The organism is Streptomyces sp. NPDC101181 (assembly GCF_044767975.1).
Lineage (GTDB): Bacteria > Actinomycetota > Actinomycetes > Streptomycetales > Streptomycetaceae > Streptomyces.
Genome location: NZ_JBIWOX010000007.1, coordinates 22,814 through 46,924 on the forward strand (window position 1 = coordinate 22,814; position 24,111 = coordinate 46,924).

A 24,111-nucleotide genomic window follows, 5' to 3' on the forward strand; every position below is an offset into this window, starting at 1 on the left:
CGGACCGATGACTCAGAGCACCCCTCCCTCGATCACTCACGTGACACAATCGTTACACGCAGGGTCACTCCATGGCCTGGACGTCACTGCTGTCCGTGGCCGCACACGGGCAGGCCGCGCTGGGCGAGTCGGTGACGATCTGAAGCTCGCCGCACCATCCTTGATCATCTGTCCGAGTCCAACTTGAAGAGTCCTAGCGACGGGATCAGCGCTTCAAGCGATTCAGCTGTCGTCGTCGCCTCTACAGGGCAGACTAGGATCCCGCCTAGACTTCTCTTGGAACTCCCACAGGAATCGAATGTAGCTTTCAAAATGGCTGACGAACTTTCCGATCGATTTAACGCCTTTATTCGAAAAATTACATTGTCTGACGGCGAAAGACATGAGGCTCTCAAGCAAGGCTTGCTTCTGGCGCAAAAACTGGAACGGCGGCCAGAAATCCAAAAGTGCCTAATCACAGGATCCATGGCCAGAAAAACGGCTATTCGAAAGTACTCAGATGTAGACCTCGTAGCCGTGATCGAAAAGGAAGATTCGCTCTCTCAAGCAGGCTCCGCCGATCTCGTCAGGGCCCTTTCAGGCATCCTTCGCGAGACAGAATCGCAAGTCCAAGTTTCCGAGAATGCCGCACGCGTCAGGACCGCCGACGGCGTCACAGTAGACGTGCTGGCAGCAATCCAGACGGGCATCAGCAGCGCATCCGAAGATGAGTACCGGATCTCCAGTTCAAATCGAAAAGGATGGGAAAGGTACGCCCCCGAAGAACAGAATAGGAGAATTAGAGAGTCCGCAGCAGTTCTTGGTGATGATTTCAAGAAATTGATTAGGCTCATAAAGTGGTGGAGTAAATCAAATGGCCATCCTATTTCATCATATGAAATCGAAAGCGCCGCTTGCCAAGCGTTCAGTATGAGGATGCCAGAAATGGCCCAAGCGGTAATTGACATGTACGAGTACATGGGTGGCTCAAATTGCCGCCCGCTGCCAGAAATGTCCATATTTATTGAGGCGAAGGAGGTCGCAGAAGAAGCCTATTCGAGCTGGCAGTCAGGAAATAAGAAGGAATCTGTCCAACTGTGGGGGAGACTTTTCGGTGAGCAATTCTGAGTCCTCATCCCTTGAGGTCATCGGTCTAGCAGACGGACAGCTGGAAAGGGCAAGTTTCTGGTACAAATGGAGTCGCAGGCTTCCTATCGCCACCTTCATTCTTAGTACGGCGTCGATCTTCATATCGAATCCCTACACTTACGTTCCCGCACTTTTGGCTCTCGGGGTGCAAATCTGCTCTTGGAGCTTCCGAGATAAGGCCGCAAAATTTCACAGCGATGGCGAGGAAGGGAGAACGCATGGACTTTCGTTGAACGCGCTGGGGAGCACCGAGGAACGCCTCGAGCTTGAGAAGTGGCTCAGCCGAGTAGATCCCAGGCCTGCGCAACAAGAAGCTGAGCCAGCGGCTCCAGACTACTTTGCCAGTAACTCGGCGATCGGCCTTCGTAGGCTTTGTGATCACCTGCAAGAAAATTCCTTCTGGAATACTCATCAGTATAGAAGAGCGGCAGCCCACTATACTAAAATTCTGTTGATATTTACAGGACTTACAGTCACTTCGATTCTCATCGCAGTTCCTCTGGCATCGGGAGACCGCAGTCTAATTCTCGCTCGCGTGCTTGTAGCAGCTCTAGCATCCGGTGCGGCGCTTACTCAGTTCACAGAGGTTCGGTCTTGGAAGTCAGCCGAAGCGAAGAGCGAACGTCTCGATTCGCGCCTCGAATCCCTAGCTCCCCTTTCAGAAAAGGAACTGAAGCAGCAAAAGCTGGGGACAATCCTGGCGATCTACGGGGACTATCGTGTTACTACAGCAGGTGCCCCGCCTATCCCGAAATGGCTGTATGACCAGGAAAAAGACCATTTGAACGCTCTATGGGCTCGACGGACCACAGCCTTTTGATAGGAGGGCCAGCCGATGTGACCCAGCCGGATTATTTACGCATAGTTCGGCACGGTCTTTTCGGTTGCGCCCTTCACACACTGCCTGGACCGGACCAGCCCGCTCCAGACCGCACCAGAAGAGCACCAGAAGAGCACCAGAAGCAGCGGACAACAACGGTGAACACGGGGCGGCCAGCGTCGGTCACGATCGTGCTCCCGGGGGGGGAGCTCCCTACTCAAGGGGTGAGCGCCGTCCGTTGGCCTGTGATTCCCAAGCTCAGAGCGCGAGTTCAATTTCCGTCACCCGCTCCACGGCTGAGGCCCTGATCATCGACCCGGACTCCATTTGTTTTCTCGACCTCTTAGCCCGTGCCGCGAGGCTCCCCTAACCCGCGGCACACCTCTCCCCATATCGCCTGAACCAGAGGTGCTCAGCTGCGACCCTCGCGAGGAAGACCGCTCGGGCGGGCATCTGTGGGCGACGTCTGCCCCACAGCGAAGGGGCGTCGGAAGGCGCTGCGGCCGGACTGACTCTGCCGATGGCCGGCCCGTCACCGCTCGCCCTTTGCCGCGGAGTGGCTCGACCCTTTTAGCGACGCCCTCGGCACCCGCTCCTGGAACCAAGCTGTCCAGAGATCAGAGTCGAGGATCGTCGATGTCGACTGCGACCTCCAGCCCTGCGGTCGAAGTGAAGGTGGCCACGTTTCCGGATAGGTGGATCCGATCAAATGGGTTGGATTCCATCAAGAAAATTGCCCAGATGAGCTTACGTTCACTAGTCAATCGCGCAATGAACCCCTCCGACCCGTACGATCCCTCACCGCCCCACAACAGTCCCCTACTCCCCAGGTCTACTGCGACCAGCCCATCAACCGAAGAAACCCAGGACGGATCGCTCTCCAGAATTTCATCGAGATCGAACGGAGCAAGCACCTTCAAACCGCTCGGTACACCCAAGTCAAGGGCGACATCATAAGAGTCCCCTTCTGCAAAATAGAGAGCATCTCTGATGGGAAGCCGAAAAACTTCCCATAGGCGTTCAATCATGCCCATTTCGGCCTACACTTTCCGTTGGGCACATGCTGTGTCCTCTTTTACAGTCCCGTTGGAGAACCGGCTCTCCTAGTTCATTTCTGTTACGCGCCGGAACTCATGCGCCCTCTTGAAATGCTCCGCCCGTGTTCGTCCGGTCGTCGCGTCAGGGTGCTGCATTCGGATCGACTCGCTTGATAATTACCGGCCGCCCCACTTCACAAGCCGCGGCCAGCCGCCGGTTGTCTTACGACGCCAGTTGGCCGTCAACTTCCATGACTTTCAGAGCTGTTCCGAGGCGGCGCCAATCCCACTCCCCGGCGCGCATCTTCTCCACGCAGTCGTTCGGGGAGACAGTGCGCTGGGAGAAGTGCAGATCTTCGGGGTTGGCCCATTCCGGATCCCCCGCCAGCCCTAGATGGTCCTCCAGTATGGGATGACGAACATACGCCACCGCGTTGGGCGCCGGGACCAACCCGAGCGGGTCCCGTGTGGCATAGCGGGCGTTATTGGGAGTGCCCAGCTCGATGGGCGTGCTGACCAGGTCCGTAACGATCGCGAGGAAGCGGGCGTCGGACTCGGACTGGGGGCATGTCGGCGGGGTCGAGAATCGAACCGGCGGTCTCGGTCCCGGCCTCGGATATCTGGCGTGTGGATGGGGATGTCGCGGCGGTGGTCTCGCCCAAGAGGTTGAGGTACGGCCGGGGAATCAGGCGGCGACGAGGTTCTGTTCGCGGTCCGGCGTGACGGCCTTGGGCTGCTTGTTCGGCAGTGCGAGCCGGAAGACCTTGTGCCACGCGGAGAACACCTGCTTGGGCAGCGGGCCGGTGACGTACTCCAGCTCGTACTTCTCGAACAGCGCGCGCACCTTCACCGCGACCTCGGCGTACCGGTTGCTCGGCAGGTCCGGGAAGAGGTGGTGCTCGATCTGGTGCGACAGGTTGCCGGTCATGAAGTGCATGGCCTTGCTGCCACTGATGTTCGCCGAGCCCATCATCTGGCGCAGGTACCACTGGCCGCGGGTCTCGCCCTTGATCGACCGGCGCTCGAAGACCTGTACGCCCTCGGGGAAGTGGCCGCACATGATCACCGAGTGGGTCCAGAGGTTGCGGACCAGGTTCGCCGTGAACGTGGCGGCGAGTGTCGTGAGGAACGAGGGGCCCGACAGCAGCGGGTGGATCACGTAGTCCTTGAGCACCTGCTTGCGGATCTTGCGGCCCACGGCCCTGGCCCGCGCGCGGAACTCCGGGTTCTTGCGGCGGCGCTTGGTGAGGTTCCTGCCGAGCTCCAGGTCGTACGCCGCGATGCCGTACTCGAAGAAGCAGGCGTTGAGGAAGTTCCACAGCGGCTGGCCGAGGTGGAAGGGGTGCCAGCGCTGGTCCTCGTCGACGCGCATGATGCCGTAGCCGAGGTCGTTGTCCTTGCCGATCACGTTGGTGTACGTGTGGTGCAGCTCGTTGTGCGAGTGCTTCCACTGATCGGACGGCGAGACGTGGTCCCACTCCCAGGTGGTGGAGTGGATCTTCGGGTCGCGCATCCAGTCCCACTGGCCGTGCAGGATGTTGTGGCCGATCTCCATGTTGTCCATGATCTTCGCCACGGACAGCCCGGCGGTGCCGATCAGCCACGCGGGCGGGAAGATCGAGAACAGCAGCACACCCCTGCTGAACAGCTCCAGCTTGCGCTGCGCCGAGATGACCCGGCGGATGTAGGCGGCGTCCTTCTCGCCGCGGTCGGCGATCACCTCGTCGCGGATGGCGTCCAGCTCGCGGCCCAGTTCCTCGATCTGCTCCGCGCTCAGGTGGGCGGTGGGGTCGATGGCGGTCACGGTGCTCCTACCGTTCGATGTCGCAGGGGCCCGCCGCGGCGGACACACAGGTCTGGATGAGGACGCCCGGCTCGGCCTCGGTGATCTCGCCGGTACGCAGGTCGCGGACAGCGCCGGCCTTGAGCGGCGTGACGCAGCCGAAGCAGATGCCCATCCGGCATCCGGAGGGCATGAGCACACCGCCCTCCTCGCCGATGTCGAGCAACGGCGTGGCACCGTCAGCGTCGATGGTCTTGCCGGTGGCGCTGAACGTGACCGCGCCGCCCTCGCCTGCGACGACGATGCCGGGGCGGAACCGTTCGGTGTGCAGGCGTTCCCGGACGCCCCGTTCGGTCCAGTGCTCTTCGGCGGCGTCGAGCAGACCCGCGGGCCCGCAGGCCCAGGTCTCGCGCTCGGCCCAGTCGGGCACGAGTTCCTGGAGACGGGCGATGTCGAGCTTGCCGTCGGTGTCGGAGTGCACCTCGGTGAGCCGAAGCTTCTCGTCCACGACCAGGCGGTGCAGTTCCTCGCGGAAGATCACGTCCTGCGGCCGCGGCGCACAGTGGACCATGACGACGTCGTCGAGTTCGGTGTCGCGCAGCATGCCCATCACGGGCGTGATACCGCTGCCGGCCGTCAGGTAGAGCACCTTGGCGGGCTTGGCCCGGGGCAGGACGAAGTCACCGGTCGGCTGGTCGAGCTGGATCAGCGTGCCCGGTTTCGCCCTGCGGACCAGGTGGCTGCTGACTTTGCCGTCCGGGATCGCCTTCACGGTGATCGTGATCCGGCCGTCCCGGCGGTCTGTCGGCGAAGTGATGGAGTAGGCACGCCACAGGCGGACCCCGTCGACGTCGACCCCGACCCGCACGTACTGGCCCGCTGTATGGCCGCGCCAGCCCCGCCCCGGCCTGATCACGACCGTCGCGGCGTCGTCGGTCTCGGAGTGCACGGCCTCGATACGCCCGCACAGGTCAGCGCCCGCGCGCAGCGGGCTGACCAGGTCGAGGTAATCCGACGGCAGCAGCGGCGTCGTGACCATCTCCAGCAGTTTCCACGCCCTGCTGCGGAGGGCTCCACTCGTCATGACTCCAGCTTGCTGCGCCTCCAGGCGTAAAGTCCTGACCACAGGATGTAAATCTGGCCGACCGATTTGTTCGCAGGGAACAAAAATGAGCTATGCGATCCGCAGGGCCAGCGAACTGACCCTGGACGAGACGACGGTCACCGTCCTTCGGGGCGCACTGAGGACCACCGCCGACGAGGTCGTCCAGGCGATCATCGAGGAGGTTCCTCCTTACGCCCGTGCCTTGTCGGGCCGTATGGGCGCCACCATCCGCAGAGCCGTCCGCACCGCCCTGGGTCACTACCTGGACCTCGCGAGCGGGAACGCCACCGGCGGCGACGCCGGGGACGCAGCCTATGAGCTCGGCCGCGGCGAGGTGCGCGACGGCCGTTCGATGGACGCCCTGCTCAGCGCCTACCGCGTCGGCGCCCGGGTCGCCTGGCGATGTCTGGCGGCGGGTGCCGTACCCGCGGGTCTGCCCGCCGCCGAGGTCGCCAAGTTCGCCGAGCTGACCTTCGCCTACATCGACGAGCTCTCCGCCGCGAGCGCCGCGGGCCACGCCGACGAACTGGCCGCCCGGGGCAGAGCCCACGAGCGCCACCTGGAACACCTGGCCCGCGATCTCCTCGCCGGGGCGAGCCCGGACGTGCTGCTGGCCTCCGGCAAGCGGGCCAGGTGGCAGCCTCCGGTGTCGCTGACCGCCGTCCTGCTGCCCGCCGCCCAGGCCCGGCCTGCCTACCGGACACTCGACCCGAACACCCTCGTCCTCGACGATCTGCCGGATGCCACCGGTGTGCTCCTCGTCCCCGATGCCGACCGCTCACGTCTCCTCCGGCAGCTGACCGACCGGGACGCCGTGGCCGGTCCGGCCCGGCCGTGGACCCACGCGTCCGCCTCGTACGCACGAGCCCTGCGCGCACGCTCCCTCTCCTCCGACATCCGCGACACCGAGGACCACCTGCCCGACCTGGTGCTCAGCGCCGACGCGGACGCGTTCGCGGACCTGCGCGCCCGAGCCCTCGCACCGTTGCAGGCCCTGCCTGCCGCCACCGCACGACGGCTGGAGGAGACGTTGCGGGCATGGCTGCTGCACCAGGGCAGGCGGGACGAGGTCGCGGCGGCGTTGTTCGTCCATCCCCAGACGGTCCGATACCGGATGGCGCAGCTGCGGGAGCTGTTTCCCGATCTCGCGTCACCACAGCGGGTCCTCGAACTGACGCTGGCGGTCGGTCCCCGGGTCCGCTGACGCGTCGCCCGTCGCCCGTCGCCCGTCGGCTACCGGCTGCCGGCTCCGCGAGCGTCCGGAGATCGTGCTCGTTCCTGGTGCCGAGCCGCTACGAGCCGGGAAGTGGCTTTCCGGTCGTCGTGGGAGGGGCGGTGTTTGTCCGGTCGCCCCAGGGGCCACCGCCGTCCTGAGGCGGCCGTACCCCCTCCCGACGACCGGCCGGGGCCCACTTGGCACACCACGCGAGGGATGATGGGGCGGAGTACGCAACGTGAGGTCAGGAGTTCCGATGACACAACTGGTTCACCGGCCTCGTGAGGACGCGGAGTTCGAGTTCATCCTCGGGAGAAGTACGGTTCCGGTTCTCGCGTATTTCACCGGGACCTGGCCCAAGGCGATCGAGCCCTGCCGGGTGATGGATGCCGTCATGGGCGACATCGCCGTCGCCTGCACGGGCCGCCTGACGGTCGTCCGCACCGACATCACGCGCTGCCCGGCGGCAACCAAGCGATACGGGATCACCGGAGCCCCGTCCTGCCTCCTGCTGAAGGAGGGGGCGGCAGTGGCGCACAGTTCGGGACCCATGACCATCGACGAGGTATGGCAGTTCCTCGACGGTCGCCTCTGAGCGGACACCCGCGATCGGCCATCGCCTCCGGAGACCGTGGCCGTCCAGGAGATTGCGGCAGTCCGGGAGATTGCGGCAGCCCAGGAGACCCCGGCCGGGCAGGACTCACACCGAGTTCCCACCCTCCGCTGACCCGGTCGGGACAGTGCGGCGGCAGGCTCTCGGGCATGGGACGCACACTCGACACCAGGGCGCGGGTCGCGCGCCTGCTGCAACGCGCGGGGTTCGACGCCGGGGCGGAGGCGGTGGACGCCGCCGCGCGGGCCGGGTTCGACGCGACCCTCGACCGGGTACTGGGGGAGGTGGCCGACGACGGTGTCGGGGCCACTCCCGCACCCCGGTTGGGGCCGTTGCCGCCGCGCAACGCGGAGAGCCGGAAACGGATGGAGGAGCGCGGGCAGGACCGGCCGGGGGCCGACGCCTCCGGTTCCGCCCGCCCGGCACCGGAGGCCAGTGCGTCGGCCGGTGCCGCGGGTGAGGGGGACGACGGGGAGGGGCGCGCGGCCGACCCCGTACGGAAGGCTTACCGGCAGGCTCTGCGTGAGCAGCGGGAGGAGCTGACGCTCTGGTGGCTGGACCGGATGGTCGCGGCGGAGCACCCGTGGGAGGAGAAGCGCACCCTGCTGTGGCACAACCACTGGGCCACGTCGATCCAGAAGGTGAAGTCCGGCGCGGCGATGCTCCAGCAGAACGAGACGCTGCGGCGGCTCGGCGGCGGTGACTTCCGCGTGCTGGCCCGCGCCATGGTCGTGGACCCCGCGTTGATGGTGTGGCTGGACGCGGGTGGCAGCACGGCGAAGGCTCCCAACGAGAACCTCGCCCGGGAGCTGATGGAGCTGTTCGTGCTCGGCGTCGGCAACTACACCGAGACCGACGTGCGCCAGGCGGCAGCGGTGCTCACCGGATGGACCGTGGACCGCGGCGAGAACCCCTGGAAGGCCCGGTTCCGGGCACGTAGGCACGATCCGGCCCCGCGCACCGTGGTCGGGGTGAAGGCGGGCTTCACCGCCCAGACGCTCGTGGACCATCTGGTGAGCCTCCCCGACTCGCACGCCCATGTGGCCAAACGCATGTGGCGCGCGCTGGTGAGCGGCGAGTCGGGCCCCGACGAGGCCGCTCTCGGGCGGGTCACCGCCGCCTACGGCAAGCAGCGGGACAGCGCCGCGATGTTCCGGGCCCTGTTCACCGACGTCGCGTTCTCCGACGCCGACAACGTTCTGGTCAAGCAGCCGGTCGAGTACGTGGTCGGCAGCCTGCGGGCGTTGGGCGTCAGGCCGTCGAAGCTGCCGGAGAAGACGCGGCGCCAGTTGCTGACCCGCACGCTGGTCGGGCTCGGCCAGGTGCCCTTCGCGCCCGAGAGCGTCGGCGGCTGGCCGGCCGGTGCCGCCTGGCTGACCACGGCGGCGGCGCAGGTGCGGATCGGGTTCGCGGAGGGCCTCGTACGCCAGGCCGATCTGGGGGACGTCGAGCGCGCCTCCGCCGGTGAACGGCCCGACCTGCTGGCCCGGAAGCTGGGCACCGCGTGGGGCGAAGCCACCCGCACGGCGCTCGGCGACGCCGCCCGGGACCCGCTCAAGGTCACCGCTCTCGCGCTGACCGCCCCCGAACACCTTGTACTGAGCTGAAGGAGACAGCGACCGTGGACACCTGGACCCGACGCAAGTTCCTCACCACCAGCGGGGTCGCCGGAGGAGTCGCGCTCGCCGCCGGGGCGACCGCGTGGGGCGTGGACGAACTCCTCGCGACCGGCTCCGGCGCGCCGGACTCCGAGGCCTCCGTACTCGTCCTGGTCACCCTGTACGGCGGCAACGACGGGCTCAACACCCTCGTACCGGCGGCCGATTCGCACTACCAGGACCTGCGCGGCGATCTCGCCTACGAGGAGAAGGAGGTCCTGCCCCTCGGTGAGGGGCTCGGCCTCAACCCGGGCATGGGCGGGCTGAAGAAGCTCTGGGACGAGCGGCGCCTCGCGGTCGTCCGGGGCGTCTCGTACCCCAAGCCCGACCACAGCCACTTCCGGTCCATGGCGATCTGGCAGACCGCGTCGCCCACGGGACCGGTGCCCTCCGGCTGGCTGGGCCGCTGGCTGGACCAGGCCGGGGACGGCGATCCGCTGAAGGGCGTGTCCGTGGGCGCCACCCTGCCGCCGCTGATGGCCGGGGAGACCACCGCGGGGGCGGCCGTACGGCTGGGGGGCCAGAAGCTGCCGGACGCCTGGCTGGACCGCTGCACCGCGCTGTCGCGCGTCCAGCAGGACGCCCACCCGCTGCTGCGGCGGGCCGGGGCCTCGCTGTCCGATCTGGTGAAGGTCTCCGCGTCCTTCGGCGCGGGCGGCGAGCGATCGCCGGGACCGAAGGGTTCGCCCGGACCGGGGCAGTCGCAGGAGTCGTCGGAGCAGTCACGGGAATCGCCGGCGCAGGATCCGGGCGAGCCCCGCGACGACGGCGAGTCCGACGATGGCGCCTCGGCGGGTGGCCAGGGGGGACTCGGCGCACAACTCGACGTCGTGGCACGGGCGATCGAGGCCGGGGTGTCGACCCGCGCCTACAGCGTGAGCCTCGGCGGCTTCGACACCCATGCCAACGAGAAGGCCACCCAGTCCCGGCTCCTCGGCGGGCTCGACAAGGACCTGACCCGCTTCCTGGCGCGCGTACGGAAGTCGCAGGCCGGGCGGAAGGTCGTCGTCGCCGTCTACTCGGAGTTCGGCCGCCGCCCCCGGGCCAACGCCAGCCAGGGCACCGACCACGGCACCTCCGGGCCGGTGTTCGTCCTCGGCGAGCCGGTCAAGGGCGGCTTCTACGGTGAACAGCCGAGCCTGACCGACCTGACCGACGACGACCTGCGCACCACCACCGATTTCCGCGACGTGTACGCCACCCTGCTGCGGGGTGTCCTGGACACCGAACCCGAGAAGATCCTCGACGGTCACAGCAGGAGCCTGGCGTTCCTGTGAGGGTTGGTGGTCTACCCGCTCCGGTGCGGGGCGGAGGCGTCGTGCTCCGGTGCCGGGCGGACATCTCGAGCTCCGGTGCGGGGCGGACGTCTCGTGCTCCGGCGCGGGGCGGAGGTCCCGTGCTCCGGCGCGGGGCGGAGGTCCCGTGCTCCGGCGCGGGGCGGAGGTCCCGTGCTCCGGCGCGGGGCGGAGGTCTCCCGCTCCGGCGCGGGGCGGAGGTCTCTCGCTCCGGTGCGGGGCGGAGGTCCCGTGCTCCGGGGCGCGGGATCGTCCTGGGATGCCTCGGGCCGCCCTGAGCAGCCTTGAGACGCCCTGAGCCGACCTGAGCAACCCTGAGCCGCCTCGGGCTACTTCCGATCACGTCGGTCGCGCGGTGGGTCGAGGGGCAGGGTCACCGTCACCCGGGTGCCCTCCCCCTCCGCGCTGGTGAGGGCGACCGAGCCGGCGTGCGCCTCCGCGATCGCCGCCACGATCGCCAGCCCCAGTCCGCTGCCGTCGCCGCCGGAGGCGGGAGCGGCGCGGTAGAAGCGCTCGAAGAGCTGCGGCAGCGCCTCGGCCGCGATACCGGGGCCCTCGTCGGCGACCTCGATCGTGACGCGTGCGCCCACGGGCCCGGCCGCGCCGGTGTCGTACGGCCGACCCTTCCCCGGCGGTCCGGGCGTGGCCCCCAGGGGTCCGGACCCCGTCCCCGTCCCCGGATGTCCGGGCCTGGTCCCCCTGGGGCCGGGTCCGGTTTCGTGCGCGGTCCCGTGGGTGGCGTCCGGGGCGGTGGTCGTCCGCACGGTGACGGTGACCCGGGCTCCCGTTCCGGGTGGGGTGTGGTTGCGGACGTTGGCCAGCAAGTTGTCCAGGACGCGCCGTAGTTGGTCCGCGTCGCCGTGCACCGCCGCGCCCCCGTGCGCCGTCACGGAGAGCGGTCGGCCGGGGTCGACGGCGCGCGCGGCCGCCACCGCCTCATGGACGACCGCGGCCAGGTCGACCGGGCGGTGGTTGCCGACCGGTACGGCGTCCAGGCGGGCGAGCAGTAGGAGGTCGTCGACCAGGCGTCGCATCCGCAGCGCCTCGCGGGTGATGCCGTCCATCGCCCGGTCGCGCTGTTCGGGCGCCTCCAAGGCGCCCTGCTGGTGCAGGTCGGCGTAGCCGAGCACGGCCGTCACGGGGGTGCGCAGCTCGTGGGAGGCGTCGGCGACGAACCGGCGCAGGCGGTCCTGCGTGGCCTGCTGCCGGGCCAGCATCGTGTTCAGGGCCAGTCCGAGCCGCCCCACCTCGGTGTCCTCGTCGGCCGGGCCGACCTCGACGGCCGTGCGTCCGGCGGCGATGGTGTCCGCGGTGTGCGCCATCTCCTCCAAGGGCCGCAGCCCTCGGCGCAGGATCCACAACCCGGCCCCCGCCAGCAGCACCAGGGCCCCGCCGGTGGCGGCCGCCTCGATGATCAGCAGCCGCCGCAGGGTGCCGTTGGCCTGGTCCAGCGGTACGGCGGCGACGAGGACGCCGCGCCCCGGAACGCGCTGCGTCAGCATCCGGTACTCCGGTCCCCCGGGCCGTGTCGGGCCCACGGTGACCGGCTCGCGGCCGCCGGGCCGGGGAAGCGGGTCGGGGATCCTCGGCGCGGGGTCCGAGGGATCGCGCAGCCCCGGCGCCAGCTCCCGTACCCGCCCGTCAGGCCGGTGCAGTTGGAGGTGGAACTCCGAGGCGCCCAGCAGCCGGACGTCGTTGCCGAGCCGCGCCTCCGCGCCGGGCTCGCTCAACTGCTGCGCCACCCGTTGGCGTACGGCGCGCAGGGTGGTGTCCGTACGGTCGAGGAGATAGCCGCGCAGGGCGCCGTAGACCACCGCGTCCAGGGCGAGCAGCACGACCGCGGCGAGCCCCAGGACGGCCACCAGCAACCGCCCGCGCAACGAGCGGGGCCGCAGGACCAGCCGTACGGTCCGCCGCCGGGACGCCGCGGGGCGGGAAGCCGCAGGCCGGGGGGCCACGGGCTCGGAGTCCCCCGGCTGGGACGTCACGGGCCGGGGAGCCGACGGCCGTGGAGTCGGGGGAGTCACCGGTCGTCCGGTTCGCGCAGGGTGTAGCCGATGCCGCGGCGGGTCTCGATCAACGGCGGTCCCAGGGAGTCCAGTTTGCGGCGGAGGTAGGAGACGTACGTCTTGACCACGCCCGGGTCACCTTCCCCGAAGTCCCAGACGTGCTCCAGGAGTTGCGCGTGGGTGAGCACCTTGCCCCGGTTTCTCAGCAGGTGGCACAGCAGCCGGTACTCGGTCGGGGAGAGGTCCACCCGCTGTCCCGCGCGCCGCACCTCGTAGGTGTCCGTGTCCACCTCCAGGTCGGCGCAGACCAGCGTGGCGCCCGCGTTCCTGCCCTCGCCGCGGCGCATCACCGCCCGTACCCGGGCGGCGACCTCGGCCAGCCGGAACGGCTTGGTGATGTAGTCGTCGGCCCCCAGGTCGAGCCCGTCCACCACGTCGGCCCCGCTCTCGCGGGCGGTCAGGAAGACCACCGCCACGTCCGAGCCGCCCTGCCGCAGCCGACGCACCACCTCGAAGCCGTCCAGATCGGGCAGCATCACGTCGAGCAGCACGAGGTCGGGGGCGTGCTCCCGTACGGCTGCGAGCGCGGCGCGCCCCGTCGTCGCCTCGGCCACCTCGTATCCGAGGAAGCGCAGCGAGGTCGCCAGCACGTCGAGGATGGCGGGCTCGTCGTCCACGACGAGCAGCCGGCTGCCCGCCGGTGGTCTCTCTGTCCGCGCGCTCTCTGTGCTCATGAATACGCATCGTGGCACCTGCCACGGGCCGGCGTCTCCTTCGACCGTATGATCACACTCCGCTGACAGGGGGATGCGGCATGGCAACGGATTTCGAGCGGGAGTGGCGCCGGGCGTCGGCGGAGGGCGCGGGCTCTTCGGCGAGTACCCGGTTGAACGGCGTTCCGCCGGAGCCGTCCGGCGCGGGCGGTGGCGGCAACAGCCGTGAGAGCGCGGGCGAAAGCGCGGGGGGCGGCGGCGCACCGGACCTCGCTTCGTCGCCCGCGCGGAAGAAGGCGGCGGCAGCGGACATCGAGACCGAGCTGGAGCCCCGTACGAAGAAGACGGGGGAGCACGCGGACAGCGCCACGGAGACCGCTCGCAAGGGCTTCGACGGCTGGGAGACGGCCGCCGGGCTGAAGACCGTCGCGGACACGTGGGACAAGCAGGTGACGACCCTGATGGGGCGGCTGGCGTCCGAGAAGAACGCGTTGCGCGGCGCCTCGGGCCTCTTCGCGCGCAACGACACCGGCGTGCGGGACCAGTTGCTGTCGCAGTCCGGGCTGAACGGCCTGTAGGGGCGGGGGACGCGATGCCGGCCTACTACGAGATCATGACCACGAACCTGGACCTGCTGACGGCGGCCGCCGCCAAGTGGGAAGCGATGGCTCGTGAGTTGAAAAAGATCGAGACTCGCTACGGAAGCGCCGTCCAGAAGGTCGTCCTGGGCCCGGACTGGAACGGGCTGAGCGCGGGCGTGGCCCGGACGAACTTCGCCGCGACCCGCTACGAGTACGCCGCGGCCCGGATCCAGGCCGAGGCGACCGCGAGCCTGCTGCGGGACGCCCACGAGCAGTTCACCGGCCTCCGGCGGAAGCTCAGGAGCACCCGCGACGACGCGGTCGCGGCCGGCATGTCCGTGTCCGAACAGGGCCGCGTCGCCTTCGACCACGACCGGCTCACGGACTCCGAGCGCAGGGCGTACCACCACGATCCCGACGGGCAGAGGGTGATCCGTGAGGCTGTCACGCGGTGGCAGCAGCACGTCGACGACCGGGTGGAGGTCCTCACGGAGGCCGACCGGGCCGTACGCACCGCCCTCGCCGCCGTCGTCGTCGACAGCAACAAGGACGCCTTCGGCGGGGGCGGCGACGCCACCCTCAACGGTTTCAACGCCCATGCCGAGGGGGACCTGGCGAAGGCCGGGGCGCGGAAGCCGGACCGGGCCGGGACGAGGACCGACGGCTGGACGTCCGAGGGCTCGGCCTCCGCGAAGGGGCCCGGCGCCGAGTTCAAGGTCACCGGCCCGAAGTACGGCAAGGAGGGCTCGGTCAAAGCCGCCGCCGACCTTTTCCACCTCAGCGCCGAAGGAACGGCGGCCCACGGGAACTGGAAGCTCTCCGGGGTCGCCGACGGCTACGGAGGGGCTCGGGCCACCGCGAACTACGGCTTCACCGACGCGGGCCTCGTCGGCCGGGCGGAAGCGTCCGCGGGGCTCCGCGGACTCGCCGAGGGACGGGGCGAGTACGGACCCTACGCCGGTGTCTACGGACGGGCCGAGGCCTTCGCCGGGGCGGAGGCGAACGCCGGTCTCAAAGCCGGCAAGGACGGCGTCGTCGTCAACGCGAAGGCCTTCGCCGGGGCGAAGGGGTCCGTGGCCGGAGGCGGCGAGGTCGCCGGAATCGGGTTCGGCGCCACGGCCGAGGGGTGGGCCGGTCCCGGCGCGGAGGCCAAGTGGGGCGTCGAGAAGAACGACGACGGCGTGTACAAGATCGGCGGCAAACTGGGGCTCTCCCCCGCCCTCGGCGGGTCCTTGGGGCTTGAGTTCACCGTCGACCCGGACAAGGTGACCAGGAGCGTCGGCGACGCGGCCGACGCGGTTGGGAACGGCATCGGGGACGGGGTCGACGCCCTGGGCGACACCGCGGGCGCGCTGAAGGACACCGTCGGCGGCTGGTTGCCCTGATGGACTTCCCTGGACAAGCTGGACGAGGAGGGCCCGCGATGGCCACGACACTGCCGGTGCCGATCGAGTTCCGCCTGCCGGAGGGCTGGCGGCCCGCCGCGCCCCCGGACGGCATGGAGGCGCCGGGCGTGGCCTTCGCCGCGGTGCACCCGCACGCGGACCACGGGTTCACCGCCAACATCACCGTAGCCGGAGAGGTCCCGCCGGAGTCGGCGACCCTGGCCGGACTGGCCGACGCCTCGGCGCAGCGCCTGCGCGAGGCCGTCGGGACGGTCGAGGTGTCCCGCCGCCGCGAAGTCGGCTCCGCCGACGCGCCCGCCCTGACGCAGTGGCTGGCCTTCCCGGCCGTCGTCGACGGCACACGGCACGACCTCGTCCAGTCACAGGTTTTCCTGTCCTTCCCCGACGCCCGCGCCCCGCGCAGGCGGGCCGTGATCCGGCTGGCCCTGACCGCCACCGCCGCGCAGCACGACGACGTCCTGGAGGAGTTCCAGGAGTTCGTCCGCACGGTGCGCCCGGACACCGGGGCGGGAGCGTAGCGATGGGCCTCCTGGACGGCTACTTCGGCACCCGGCACCCCGAGAAGGGCGTCACACCGCGTACGGCCCCGGAGGTCCGGTCGGCGCTGCTGGCGCTCAACGGGCCGGGCGTCCCCTTCGTCGTACGCAACGGGACCAGCAAGGAGGGCGACCTGGTGGCCGAGTGCCGCCTCCCCGAACTGCGGGTACGGCTCTGGACCCGGATGCGCCTGGACGCGGCGAAGCACGAGGTGCGGGCCGTCGACGAGCAGTGGGAGGTCTCGCTCACCGAGCACGTCCTCGGGCAGCGCTCCCGCGGCCCGGCGAACGCGGTCTACCGGGTGTGGGGGAAGGAGACAGGGCCCGACGGGCGCGCCCAGCGGGTCGAGACGTCCCGCTTCGAGACCCGGCAGATGAAGGACCCCCTGCGTCAGGCGGTCCTCGACGCCGGGTGGACCTGGCGCGGAGTGCTCTTCCGGCTCTGACCGCGCCCCCGCCCAGCGGAGCGGCGTCAACCACCGGAAACCGCGGCGGCCGACCGCGCCCCGACCTCCTTCCCCCCGCACGACGGACCGCGAGCGTGCCCCCGCACCCCGCTCACAGCGTGAGCAGGGCGCGGCCCGCGGTCCGGGGGTCCGCCAGGGGTCTGAGGGCCAGGCGGACCAGGGCGAGCGGATTGTCGTCCCCGGCGACGCGGTTGGCGCTGAGCCGGCCGCAGGTGGCGCACTCGTGGATGATCAGCCACTCGCCGTCCGGGCGGACGGACATGCCCAGGGCCTCCATCCGGCCGTGGCAGTCCGAGGCGCGGTCGCCGGGGAGTCTGCGGTCGACGTGCAGACTGGCCAGGCAGGTGGGGCAGTGGTTGCGGTGAGCGGTGCCGGGGGCGTCCAGGGAGACGTCCAGACGGCAGGACACGCACCGGAAGTCGTTGGCCCGGTGGCCGCCCCGCGTGTGCAGGACGTCCTTGTGCCGCTGAGGGCGGCGGCGCCCCCGGCTGTTGTTGCGCGACATGACGAGCCCCCCTTCAGAGCGATCCGAACGCTTCGAGCGGGAAAGGGGGTTGGGCCAGCGGGCGGACCGCCGTGCGCATCAGGACGAGCTGGTTGTCGTCGGGACGGACCGAGTTCGAGGTCAGCTCGTCGCAGCGTACGCAGCGGTGGATCACCCTCCAGTCTCCGGTACGGAGCACAGCGATGGCGATCGCGGACATCCGGCCCTCGCAGTCGCTCGGGCCTCCCTCGACCTGGTCGAGGACGTGCCGGGAGTGCAGGCAGGACGGACAGTGGTTGCGCGCCACGCCGTCGGAGGCGTACGCGGACACGGTCAGGCCGCACCAGGCGCAGGCGAAGGTGCTGATGGCCGACGTGGCGCTGGTGGTGCCAATGTCGGTCTTGCAAGTGGTGGTGGTGCCAGTGGAGTTGGTGGTGTTGTCGGACACCCTTGGTGCTCCTTGCTGAGAAGTCGGTCATGACAGCAAGAGCAGGCCGAGCAGCCTCGTCGGCAAAACCCGTGGCCGTCGCGGATCGCGGAACGGCACGGCAGGGAGATCAAGCACCGGAGGACGCGTCCGGCGGCGACCCGGGAAGGCACGCGGCGGTGGCTGCGGGCCGTACGGCGGGCAGCGCCGGCGACGGACGGTTACGCGGTACGGCGAGGCGCGCTCGGCGCGGGCCGGGTCATCAACACACCCTCTTCACGGCACTGGGCCAGGACGGGACGGCGGAACAGCAGGACAAGCCGCAAGCTAACCAGGGGCATTCCGGCGGCGCCAATGGATTTCCCGACGCCTCCTGGGGTGCGCCCCGGGCTGGGTACGCGCCTCGTCGGACATGTACGCGCACCCGGCGTCGCCGAACGCCCGGCGTCGGGGCAGGGCCAACGGGACTTCCGGGTCCGCCCCCGCCTCCCCGTCTCCCCGCCTCTCCGTCCCGCGCCCCTTCCCCCGCTCCCGGCTGTCGGCTGCCGGGGCGGCCCCTCCCGCTCCCGGCGGTCGGCTCGGATTCAGCGGGCCTCGGTGAGCGGGCCGTACGCGTCCGGGCGGCGGGTCGTCAGGAACGGGAACAGCTCCAGCCAGTCGCGGCGGGCGTCGAGATCGAGATCGGCGACCAGGACGGCGGGTTCGTCGCGGGGCGCCTGGGCGAGGACGCGGCCGTACGGGTCGACGATGAAGGAACTCCCGTAGAAGGACAGGCCGTTCTCGGCGCCGATGCGGTTGGGCACCACCATGAAGGTGGCGTTGGCGATCGCGTTGCCGGTGATCACCTTCTGCCAGAGCGGCTGGGAGTCGAAGCCGGGGAAGCCGGGCTCGGAACCGATGGCGGTCGGGTAGACGAGGACGTCGGCCCCGGCCAGCGAGTAGGCGCGGGCCAGCTCCGGGAACCACTGGTCCCAGCAGGTCGGCAGCCCGAGGCGGGCCTCGTCGACCTCCACCAGCGGGAACGCGTCGTCGCCCGCCGGTCCGGCGCGGAACCAGTCGTCCTCGTAGTACCCCTCGGTGACCGGGATGTGCGTCTTGCGGGTGCGCTGCGCGAGGGTGCCGTCGGGGGTGACGAGGATGGCCGTGTTGTAGCCGAGGCCGTCGTCCTCGCCACCGGGGGCCGGGGCCTTCTCGTACAGCGAGGCGTGTACGTACACCCCGTGCTCGCGGGCGGCCTCGGCGGCGAACGTGAAGGTGGGGCCGGTCAGCAGCTCCTCCGGGGCGGCGGGCTCGGGGTGGTCGGCCCTGCGGACCACGGCGAAGTACGGCGAGAGCGTCAGCTCCTGGAGGCACACCACCCGGGCGCACTCGGCCGCCGCCAGCCGGATGCCCTCCCGCAGCGCGGCGCGGTGCTCGGCCGGGTCGCGGTGCCAGCGCTGCTGGACCGCCGCGACCCGCAGGGGCGCGCGCTCGGCGGGGCGGGTGCGGGTCGGGGAGGCGGGCGGGTTGTACGCGGTGATCAGACGCATGACCAGTTCCAGGGAAGGTGGGTGCGGCGGCGGGGGACCAGGGCCCCGGGGGCAGACGCAGGCGGTGGGTGGCGGACGGGCGGGTCGTGGGTGCGGCGGCGCGGGGGCGGAAGGGACGCGACGAGAGGGGAGGGAGCGGAAGCCACGCCGACCGGATGCGAGGACAGACAGCGCCGGAACGTTCCGGCACCGCGCACCGAATCTAACCCTGCCGGAACGTTCCGGCAAGCCCCGGTCCGGTCTCCCCCGCACGCGTCTAGACTTCCCTCCCGTGAACCCCCGGACCGTGACCCTGCTCGACGTGGCCCGCGCCGCCGGGGTCTCCAAGAGCACCGTGTCGGACGCCCTCCAGGGCTCGGGGCGGGTCGCGGAGGCCACCCGGGACCGGGTCCGCGCGGTGGCGGAGGAGCTCGGTTACCGGCCCAACAGCGCCGCCCGACGGCTGCGCCGCGCCAGCACCGGCGCGCTCGGGCTGCACCTGCCGCAGACGGCGACCCGGCTGGACTACTACATGAACCTCGCCTTCGGGGCCGTGGCGCGCGCACAGGACGAAGGGCTCGACGTGGTGCTGCTGGCGCCTGCGGGCGCGGCGAGCGGACCGATCGCCTCGCGGGTGGACGGGCTGCTGGTGATCGATCCGGAGGTCGGCGACCGGGCCGTTCCGGGACTGCTCGACGCGGGCGTCCCCGTGGTGACCGGCGAGCGCTACCTGGGCCCCGTCACCGGCCCCAGCGGCGCTGTGGTCTGCGACAACGCCGCCTCCCTGACTGCTCTGCTCGACCATGTCACCGAGCGCGGCGCCCGGCGTCCCGCCCTGCTGGCCCCGGCGGGTACCTCCGCCTGGGCGACCGCGCTGCGCGCGACCGCCGCCTCCTGGGGCGGGACCCACGGCGTGGAGGTCGCCCTGCGCACCGTGCCGTTCGCGGCCACCCCCGCCGAGGCCGAGGAGACGACCGGGGCTCTGCTCGCCGCCGACCCCGCCGTCGACGCCGTGATCTGCGCCCCCGATGGCTCCGCCCCGGGCGTCCTGCGCGCCGCGGCCGCCCACGGCCGGGAGGTGGGTGCGGACCTGCTCGTCGCGTCCTGCGTGGACGGCACCGCCACCCGGGGCGCCGACCCGGCTGTCACCGCGGTCGACCTGCGCCCCGCCGCGTACGGCCGCGCCTGTGCCGAGCTGCTCTGCGACATCCTCGCGGGCCGCGCGGCCGCCGACACCGTCCGCGACCATGCCTGGTCCCTGGAGGTCCGCGCCTCCACCGGGTCGTCACGCAAGAGAAAATCGGACCAAGATTGAATGACCCGGTGAGACGCTCGTACGCCGCCCGGAGCGCCCTTACCCAGGACGAAACCCCAGTTCAGCCCCGGTGCGGCAGCTACCCGGACGCCTCTCCGCCGCTGCCCGGCCCGGAGTCGACCCGACCGGTCGCGGCGACCGGTCAGGTCACATCCCCTCGCACTCACGGACCCGACCCGTCACACTCGTAACAATCGATAGGGGAGGTCTCGGGCGTGGATGTACCGATCTGGCTGTGGGTGGCGTTCGCCGTAACGGTGGTCGTCTCCCTCGCAGTCGACTTGCTTGCCCACCGCAAGGCACATGTCATCGGCTTCAAGGAAGCCGCCTGGTGGAGCGTGCTGTGGGTGAGCCTCGCGCTCATCTTCGGCGGAGTTGTGTTCGGCGTCCTCGGGACGACGGCGGGGACGGAGTACACGACAGCCTGGCTGCTCGAAAAGAGCCTGTCGGTCGACAACCTCTTCGTCTTCGCGCTGATCTTCGCGTACTTCAAGGTGCCCCGGGAGTATCAGCACCGGGTGCTCTTCTTCGGCGTCATCGGCGCCCTGGTGTTCCGGGCGATCTTCCTGACGGCCGGTGTCGCGGTGGTGAACCGATTCACCTTCGTGCTGTTCCTGTTCGCCGCCGTCCTCTTTTGGAGCGCGTACAAGATCCTCAAGGACGACGAGGACAACTTCGACCCCAGCACGAGCTTCGCGGTGCGGATGCTGCGGAAGATCATGCCGGTGCGGGACGAGTACGCCGGGACGCACTTCATCGTCAAGGAGGAGGGCAAGCGGGTCGCGACCCCGCTGCTGGCGGTGGTCGCCGCGATCGAGGCGGCTGACCTGATCTTCGCCGTGGACAGCGTGCCCGCCGTACTGGCGGTCAGCGACGACGCCTTCATCGTCTACACGAGCAACGCGTTCGCCATCCTTGGGCTCCGGGCGCTGTACTTCCTGCTCGCGGGACTGCTGGACCGCTTCCACTACCTCAGCACGGGCCTCGCCGTCATTCTGGCCTTCATCGCCGTGAAGCTGCTGCTCCAGGCCTCGCACAAGATGATCAGCACCTCCATCCCGGAGATTCCGTCGCCGGTCAGCCTGGCGGTGATCGTGGTCATCCTCACGGCGTCGGTCGTCCTCAGTATTCGTCGTCCACCGCCGTCCGACGGGGAGGCCGACAAGACGGTGGATCAGACACCTGACGGTAAACCGGCCGAGTAAGCGGTTGGGCAATGGCCGGGCAAAGCGATGGGAAAGCCTTCCCCACCGCGATGCCCGGCCCACTCCGGTCCTCCTTCGGCGCGCGGCCGGGCGGGGGCTGACTAGCGTGGTCCCCGGGGCGACCACCAGGACCTCGACCACGACTCAGGAACAGGATCAGGACCGGAAGAGGGTCAGCGCGATGGCTGTACAACCCGAAGGAACCCCGTGCTGGGCGGACGCCGGCTTCGCCGACATCGAGGGCGCGAAGAGCTTCTACGGGGACGTCCTCGGCTGGACGTTCGGTGAGGCCGCGACGGAGTTCGGCGGCTACACCCAGGCGTACGCGGACGGCAAGGCGGCCGCCGCCGTCGCTCCGCCCATGCCGGGCGAGGACGGGCAGTCCGCGTGGTGCCTCTACCTCGCGTCGCGGGACGCCGCCGCGACCGCCGTCAGGGTGCGGGAGAACGGCGGAGAAGTGCTGATGGAGCCGATGCCGATCGGCGACTTCGGCACGATGGCGCTGGCCCGCGACCCGGGCGGCGCGGTCTTCGGCATCTGGCAGGGGAACCGGCACGAGGGCTTCCAGACGGAGATGGGCGCACCCGGCGGCTACTGCTGGGGCGAGGTCTCCACCCGGGACCCGGGGCGGGTGGACGCCTTCTACCGGGCGGTCTTCCCCTACACGGCACAGAAGATCGACGACGCGTCCATGGACTTCGTCATGTACGACGTCCAGGGCGAGACCGTGCTGGGCCGGGTGGCGATGGGTGAGGACTACCCGGCCGAGGTGCCGTCGTACGTCAACCTCTACTTCGCGGTCCCGGACTGCGACGCGGCGGTCGCGAAGGCGACCGAGCGCGGCGGGGTGCTGCGCTTCGGGCCGGAGGACAGCCCGTTCGGCCGGTTCGCGGAACTCAGCGATCCGCAGGGCGCCTCGTTCTCCGTGGTCGACGTGACGACCACCGTGGGTGAGATGCCGGGGACGAGCCCGGCGGGCTGACGGGCGGCATCGACGGACTGACGGGCCTCCTCGACGGGCCGCGACCGGGACCACCGGCGCGGCCCGTTCGCGTACCCCGGCGCCTCGATGCGTCCGGCTCCGTGCGCCCAGCTCCCCGCGTTCCGCTCCGGACGTCGAGCTCGGCGCGTGCAGCTCCGTGCGCTGTGCGTTCCTCCAACGCCCCTCGCATCTGCGATGGAACATCGTCCAGAGAATCGCACATGCGAGCCTGTGTGGCCTAGCGTGGTGCGCATGCAGTCCTACACAATCGGCCAGGCAGCACGACTTCTCGGCGTCAGCCCGGACACCGCCCGCCGCTGGGCGGACGCCGGCCGGGTCGCGACCCATCGCGACGAGGCCGGGCGGCGTCTGATCGACGGTCGCGCGCTGGCCGCCTTCTCGATCGAGGTCGGCCAGAGCGCGGGCGGCGAGGACGAGGCGCCCTACACCTCGGCCCGTAACGCTTTCCCGGGCATCGTCACCGCGGTGAAGCTGGGCGACGTGGCGGCCCAGGTCGAGATCCAGGCCGGTCCGCACCGGCTCGTCTCCCTCCTGACCAGGGAGGCGGTGGAGGAGCTCGGCCTGGAGGTGGGTATGCAGGCGACGGCCCGGGTGAAGTCGACCAGCGTGCACATCGACCGCACCTGAGCGGGACGGCCTACGCCCACCGGACAGGCCGACGTACGCGCACCCGCGAGCCGCCCGGTCCCCGGGAAGGCGGACCCAGCTCCTCCCGTGCCGCCCCTCCCTCCTCGGCACCCCGGCGCCACCCCCGCGCACCACCCCCGGCACCACCCGCGCCCTCCCGGCGCGTCCCGCAGACCCGCAGACCCGCAGACCCGCCCGGACGGCACCCGCCGACCGCGCACGCATCCAAGGAGCCTCGCCCTCATGTCTCTCCCGATCACCCGCCGCCGCGCGGCCGCCGCCGCCCTGACGGCCGCCCTCCTCGTCCCGCTCGCCGCCTGCGGCAACGACGACAAGAAGGACGACGACAGCGGCGCGCAGGCCACCTCCTCCGCCTCCGGCGCCCCCAAGGCCGACCTGACCGTCCTGGCCGCCTCCTCGCTCACCGACGTCTTCAAGGAGGCGGGGGCGGCGTACGAGAAGGAGAACCCGGGGACGAAGGTCACGTTCTCCTTCGCGGGCTCCCAGGAGCTGGCCGCCCAGGTCAAGCAGGGCTCTCCCGCCGACGCGCTGGTCACCGCCGACACCAAGACGATGGACGGACTCACGGCCGACACCGGCAAGCCCACCGTCATCGCCAAGAACCGTCTGGTCATCGCCGTCGGCGAGGGCAACCCGGAGAAGGTCGAGAGTCTCAAGGACCTCTCCGACAGCAAGCTCAAGGTGGTCCTCGCCGCCCCCGAGGTCCCCGTGGGCCGCTACAGCCAGCAGGTGCTCGACGCGCAGAAGATCGAGGTCCGGCCGGTCTCCCAGGAGCCCAACGTCCGCGCCGTCCTCAGCAAGGTCTCGCTCGGCGAGGCGGACGCCGGGCTCGTCTACAAGACGGACGCCGCCACCGCCCCCGACAAGGTCGACGCGGTCGAGATTCCGGACGCCGAGAACGCCATCGCCTCCTACCCGGCCGCCACGCTGAAGACGTCGGAGCACAGCGAGGCCGCCGCCGCGTTCGTCGCCTGGCTCTCGACCCCCGACGCGCAGAAGATCCTCCAGGGCGCGGGCTTCCAGCAGCCGTAACCCGCACCTGGGCCCGGCACACCGTGGCCCGGCGCGCCGTACCGTCGCCCGCGCGCCGTACCGTCACCCGGCGGACCGTCCCGTCCTACGGCCCGCCGGGCCCTGCCGTCCCCCGGCCCCTT

General features: G+C 70.2%; 23 protein-coding genes. 15 read left to right on the forward strand and 8 right to left on the reverse strand.

Going from position 1 to position 24,111, the window contains the following annotated elements; translation table 11 throughout:
* The first annotated feature begins 312 nt into the window (after positions 1-312).
* Together ACIRRU_RS12680 and ACIRRU_RS12685 are read left to right on the forward strand one after the other, a co-directional pair.
* Entirely contained in the window at positions 313-1,107 is a 795-nt protein-coding gene (locus ACIRRU_RS12680) for a nucleotidyltransferase domain-containing protein (RefSeq protein WP_403679186.1), read from the forward strand.
* On the forward strand, positions 1,094-1,948 hold the full coding sequence (locus ACIRRU_RS12685) for a hypothetical protein (RefSeq protein ID WP_403679188.1): 855 nt from the start codon (positions 1,094-1,096) through the stop codon (positions 1,946-1,948). Before ACIRRU_RS12680 ends, ACIRRU_RS12685 begins: the two co-directional genes overlap by 14 nt.
* 617 nt (positions 1,949-2,565) lie before the next feature.
* Here ACIRRU_RS12685 and ACIRRU_RS12690 read toward each other — a convergent pair.
* From ACIRRU_RS12690 to ACIRRU_RS12700, 3 genes are all read right to left on the reverse strand, one after another.
* Positions 2,566-2,982: a hypothetical protein gene (locus ACIRRU_RS12690; protein WP_403679190.1), complete on the reverse strand. Its 417-nt coding sequence runs from the start codon at positions 2,980-2,982 to the stop codon at positions 2,566-2,568.
* Positions 2,983-3,670: 688 nt separating this feature from the next.
* Entirely contained in the window at positions 3,671-4,789 is a 1,119-nt protein-coding gene (locus ACIRRU_RS12695; RefSeq protein WP_403679192.1) for a fatty acid desaturase family protein, read from the reverse strand.
* Between the two features lie 7 nt (positions 4,790-4,796).
* Positions 4,797-5,807, reverse strand: a complete 1,011-nt coding sequence (locus ACIRRU_RS12700; protein ID WP_403679634.1) for a ferredoxin reductase — start codon at positions 5,805-5,807, stop codon at positions 4,797-4,799.
* A 130-nt stretch (positions 5,808-5,937) separates the two neighbouring features.
* On the opposite strand from ACIRRU_RS12700, the gene ACIRRU_RS12705 reads away from it, so the two are divergent.
* The 4 genes from ACIRRU_RS12705 to ACIRRU_RS12720 all read left to right on the forward strand — a co-directional run bounded on the left by ACIRRU_RS12705 (position 5,938) and on the right by ACIRRU_RS12720 (position 10,637).
* Positions 5,938-7,077: a PucR family transcriptional regulator gene (locus ACIRRU_RS12705; protein WP_403679194.1), complete on the forward strand. Its 1,140-nt coding sequence runs from the start codon at positions 5,938-5,940 to the stop codon at positions 7,075-7,077.
* Positions 7,078-7,345: 268 nt separating this feature from the next.
* The gene (locus ACIRRU_RS12710) at positions 7,346-7,684 is read left to right on the forward strand and encodes a thioredoxin family protein (protein ID WP_403679196.1); all 339 of its coding nucleotides are present in this window, start codon (positions 7,346-7,348) and stop codon (positions 7,682-7,684) included.
* 167 nt (positions 7,685-7,851) lie between these two features.
* Complete coding sequence (locus ACIRRU_RS12715; RefSeq protein ID WP_403679198.1) at positions 7,852-9,309, forward strand: DUF1800 family protein; 1,458 nt, start codon at positions 7,852-7,854, stop codon at positions 9,307-9,309.
* 14 nt (positions 9,310-9,323) lie between these two features.
* Positions 9,324-10,637 (forward strand): DUF1501 domain-containing protein, encoded by a 1,314-nt coding sequence (locus ACIRRU_RS12720; protein WP_403679199.1) that lies wholly within the window; start codon positions 9,324-9,326, stop codon positions 10,635-10,637.
* A 347-nt stretch (positions 10,638-10,984) separates the two neighbouring features.
* Here ACIRRU_RS12720 and ACIRRU_RS12725 read toward each other — a convergent pair whose 3' ends face one another.
* Positions 10,985-12,613 (reverse strand): ATP-binding protein, encoded by a 1,629-nt coding sequence (locus ACIRRU_RS12725; RefSeq protein ID WP_403679201.1) that lies wholly within the window; start codon positions 12,611-12,613, stop codon positions 10,985-10,987.
* 65 nt (positions 12,614-12,678) lie between these two features.
* Positions 12,679-13,398 carry a response regulator transcription factor gene (locus ACIRRU_RS12730; protein WP_403679203.1) on the reverse strand — a complete coding sequence of 240 codons (720 nt, stop codon included), beginning with the start codon at positions 13,396-13,398 and terminating at the stop codon, positions 12,679-12,681.
* An 80-nt stretch (positions 13,399-13,478) separates the two neighbouring features.
* Between ACIRRU_RS12730 and ACIRRU_RS12735 the strand changes: the two genes are divergently transcribed.
* From ACIRRU_RS12735 to ACIRRU_RS12750, 4 genes are read left to right on the forward strand one after another with little or no spacing between them, the layout of a single operon-like run.
* The gene (locus ACIRRU_RS12735) at positions 13,479-13,955 is read left to right on the forward strand and encodes a hypothetical protein (protein ID WP_363203090.1); all 477 of its coding nucleotides are present in this window, start codon (positions 13,479-13,481) and stop codon (positions 13,953-13,955) included.
* A 35-nt stretch (positions 13,956-13,990) separates the two neighbouring features.
* Positions 13,991-15,343 (forward strand): hypothetical protein, encoded by a 1,353-nt coding sequence (locus ACIRRU_RS12740; protein ID WP_403679205.1) that lies wholly within the window; start codon positions 13,991-13,993, stop codon positions 15,341-15,343.
* Between the two features lie 38 nt (positions 15,344-15,381).
* Positions 15,382-15,882 carry a hypothetical protein gene (locus tag ACIRRU_RS12745; RefSeq protein WP_403679207.1) on the forward strand — a complete coding sequence of 167 codons (501 nt, stop codon included), beginning with the start codon at positions 15,382-15,384 and terminating at the stop codon, positions 15,880-15,882.
* Positions 15,883-15,884: 2 nt separating this feature from the next.
* Positions 15,885-16,346, forward strand: coding sequence for a hypothetical protein (locus ACIRRU_RS12750; RefSeq protein WP_403679209.1), 462 nt, complete (start codon positions 15,885-15,887; stop codon positions 16,344-16,346).
* 112 nt (positions 16,347-16,458) lie between these two features.
* Here the strand turns inward: ACIRRU_RS12750 and ACIRRU_RS12755 are convergent, their stop codons facing one another.
* The 3 genes from ACIRRU_RS12755 to ACIRRU_RS12765 all read right to left on the reverse strand — a co-directional run bounded on the left by ACIRRU_RS12755 (position 16,459) and on the right by ACIRRU_RS12765 (position 18,807).
* Positions 16,459-16,872 carry an RNHCP domain-containing protein gene (locus ACIRRU_RS12755; RefSeq protein ID WP_403679211.1) on the reverse strand — a complete coding sequence of 138 codons (414 nt, stop codon included), beginning with the start codon at positions 16,870-16,872 and terminating at the stop codon, positions 16,459-16,461.
* A gap of 13 nt (positions 16,873-16,885) precedes the next feature.
* Positions 16,886-17,245 carry an RNHCP domain-containing protein gene (locus tag ACIRRU_RS12760; RefSeq protein ID WP_403679636.1) on the reverse strand — a complete coding sequence of 120 codons (360 nt, stop codon included), beginning with the start codon at positions 17,243-17,245 and terminating at the stop codon, positions 16,886-16,888.
* Positions 17,246-17,862: 617 nt separating this feature from the next.
* Positions 17,863-18,807, reverse strand: coding sequence for a carbon-nitrogen hydrolase (locus ACIRRU_RS12765; RefSeq protein ID WP_403679213.1), 945 nt, complete (start codon positions 18,805-18,807; stop codon positions 17,863-17,865).
* 271 nt (positions 18,808-19,078) lie between these two features.
* Between ACIRRU_RS12765 and ACIRRU_RS12770 the strand changes: the two genes are divergently transcribed.
* The 5 genes from ACIRRU_RS12770 (at position 19,079) to modA (ending at position 23,989) form a co-directional block, all read left to right on the forward strand.
* A complete protein-coding gene (locus ACIRRU_RS12770; RefSeq protein WP_403679215.1) occupies positions 19,079-20,101 on the forward strand; it encodes a LacI family DNA-binding transcriptional regulator in 1,023 nt (340 codons plus the stop codon).
* Between the two features lie 215 nt (positions 20,102-20,316).
* Complete coding sequence (locus ACIRRU_RS12775) at positions 20,317-21,306, forward strand: TerC family protein (RefSeq protein WP_403679217.1); 990 nt, start codon at positions 20,317-20,319, stop codon at positions 21,304-21,306.
* A 181-nt stretch (positions 21,307-21,487) separates the two neighbouring features.
* Complete coding sequence (locus ACIRRU_RS12780; protein ID WP_403679219.1) at positions 21,488-22,288, forward strand: VOC family protein; 801 nt, start codon at positions 21,488-21,490, stop codon at positions 22,286-22,288.
* Between the two features lie 252 nt (positions 22,289-22,540).
* Complete coding sequence (locus ACIRRU_RS12785; RefSeq protein ID WP_030075662.1) at positions 22,541-22,936, forward strand: molybdopterin-binding protein; 396 nt, start codon at positions 22,541-22,543, stop codon at positions 22,934-22,936.
* Between the two features lie 243 nt (positions 22,937-23,179).
* Positions 23,180-23,989 (forward strand): molybdate ABC transporter substrate-binding protein, encoded by an 810-nt coding sequence (gene modA, locus ACIRRU_RS12790; RefSeq protein ID WP_403679221.1) that lies wholly within the window; start codon positions 23,180-23,182, stop codon positions 23,987-23,989.
* The last annotated feature ends 122 nt before the right edge of the window (positions 23,990-24,111 follow it).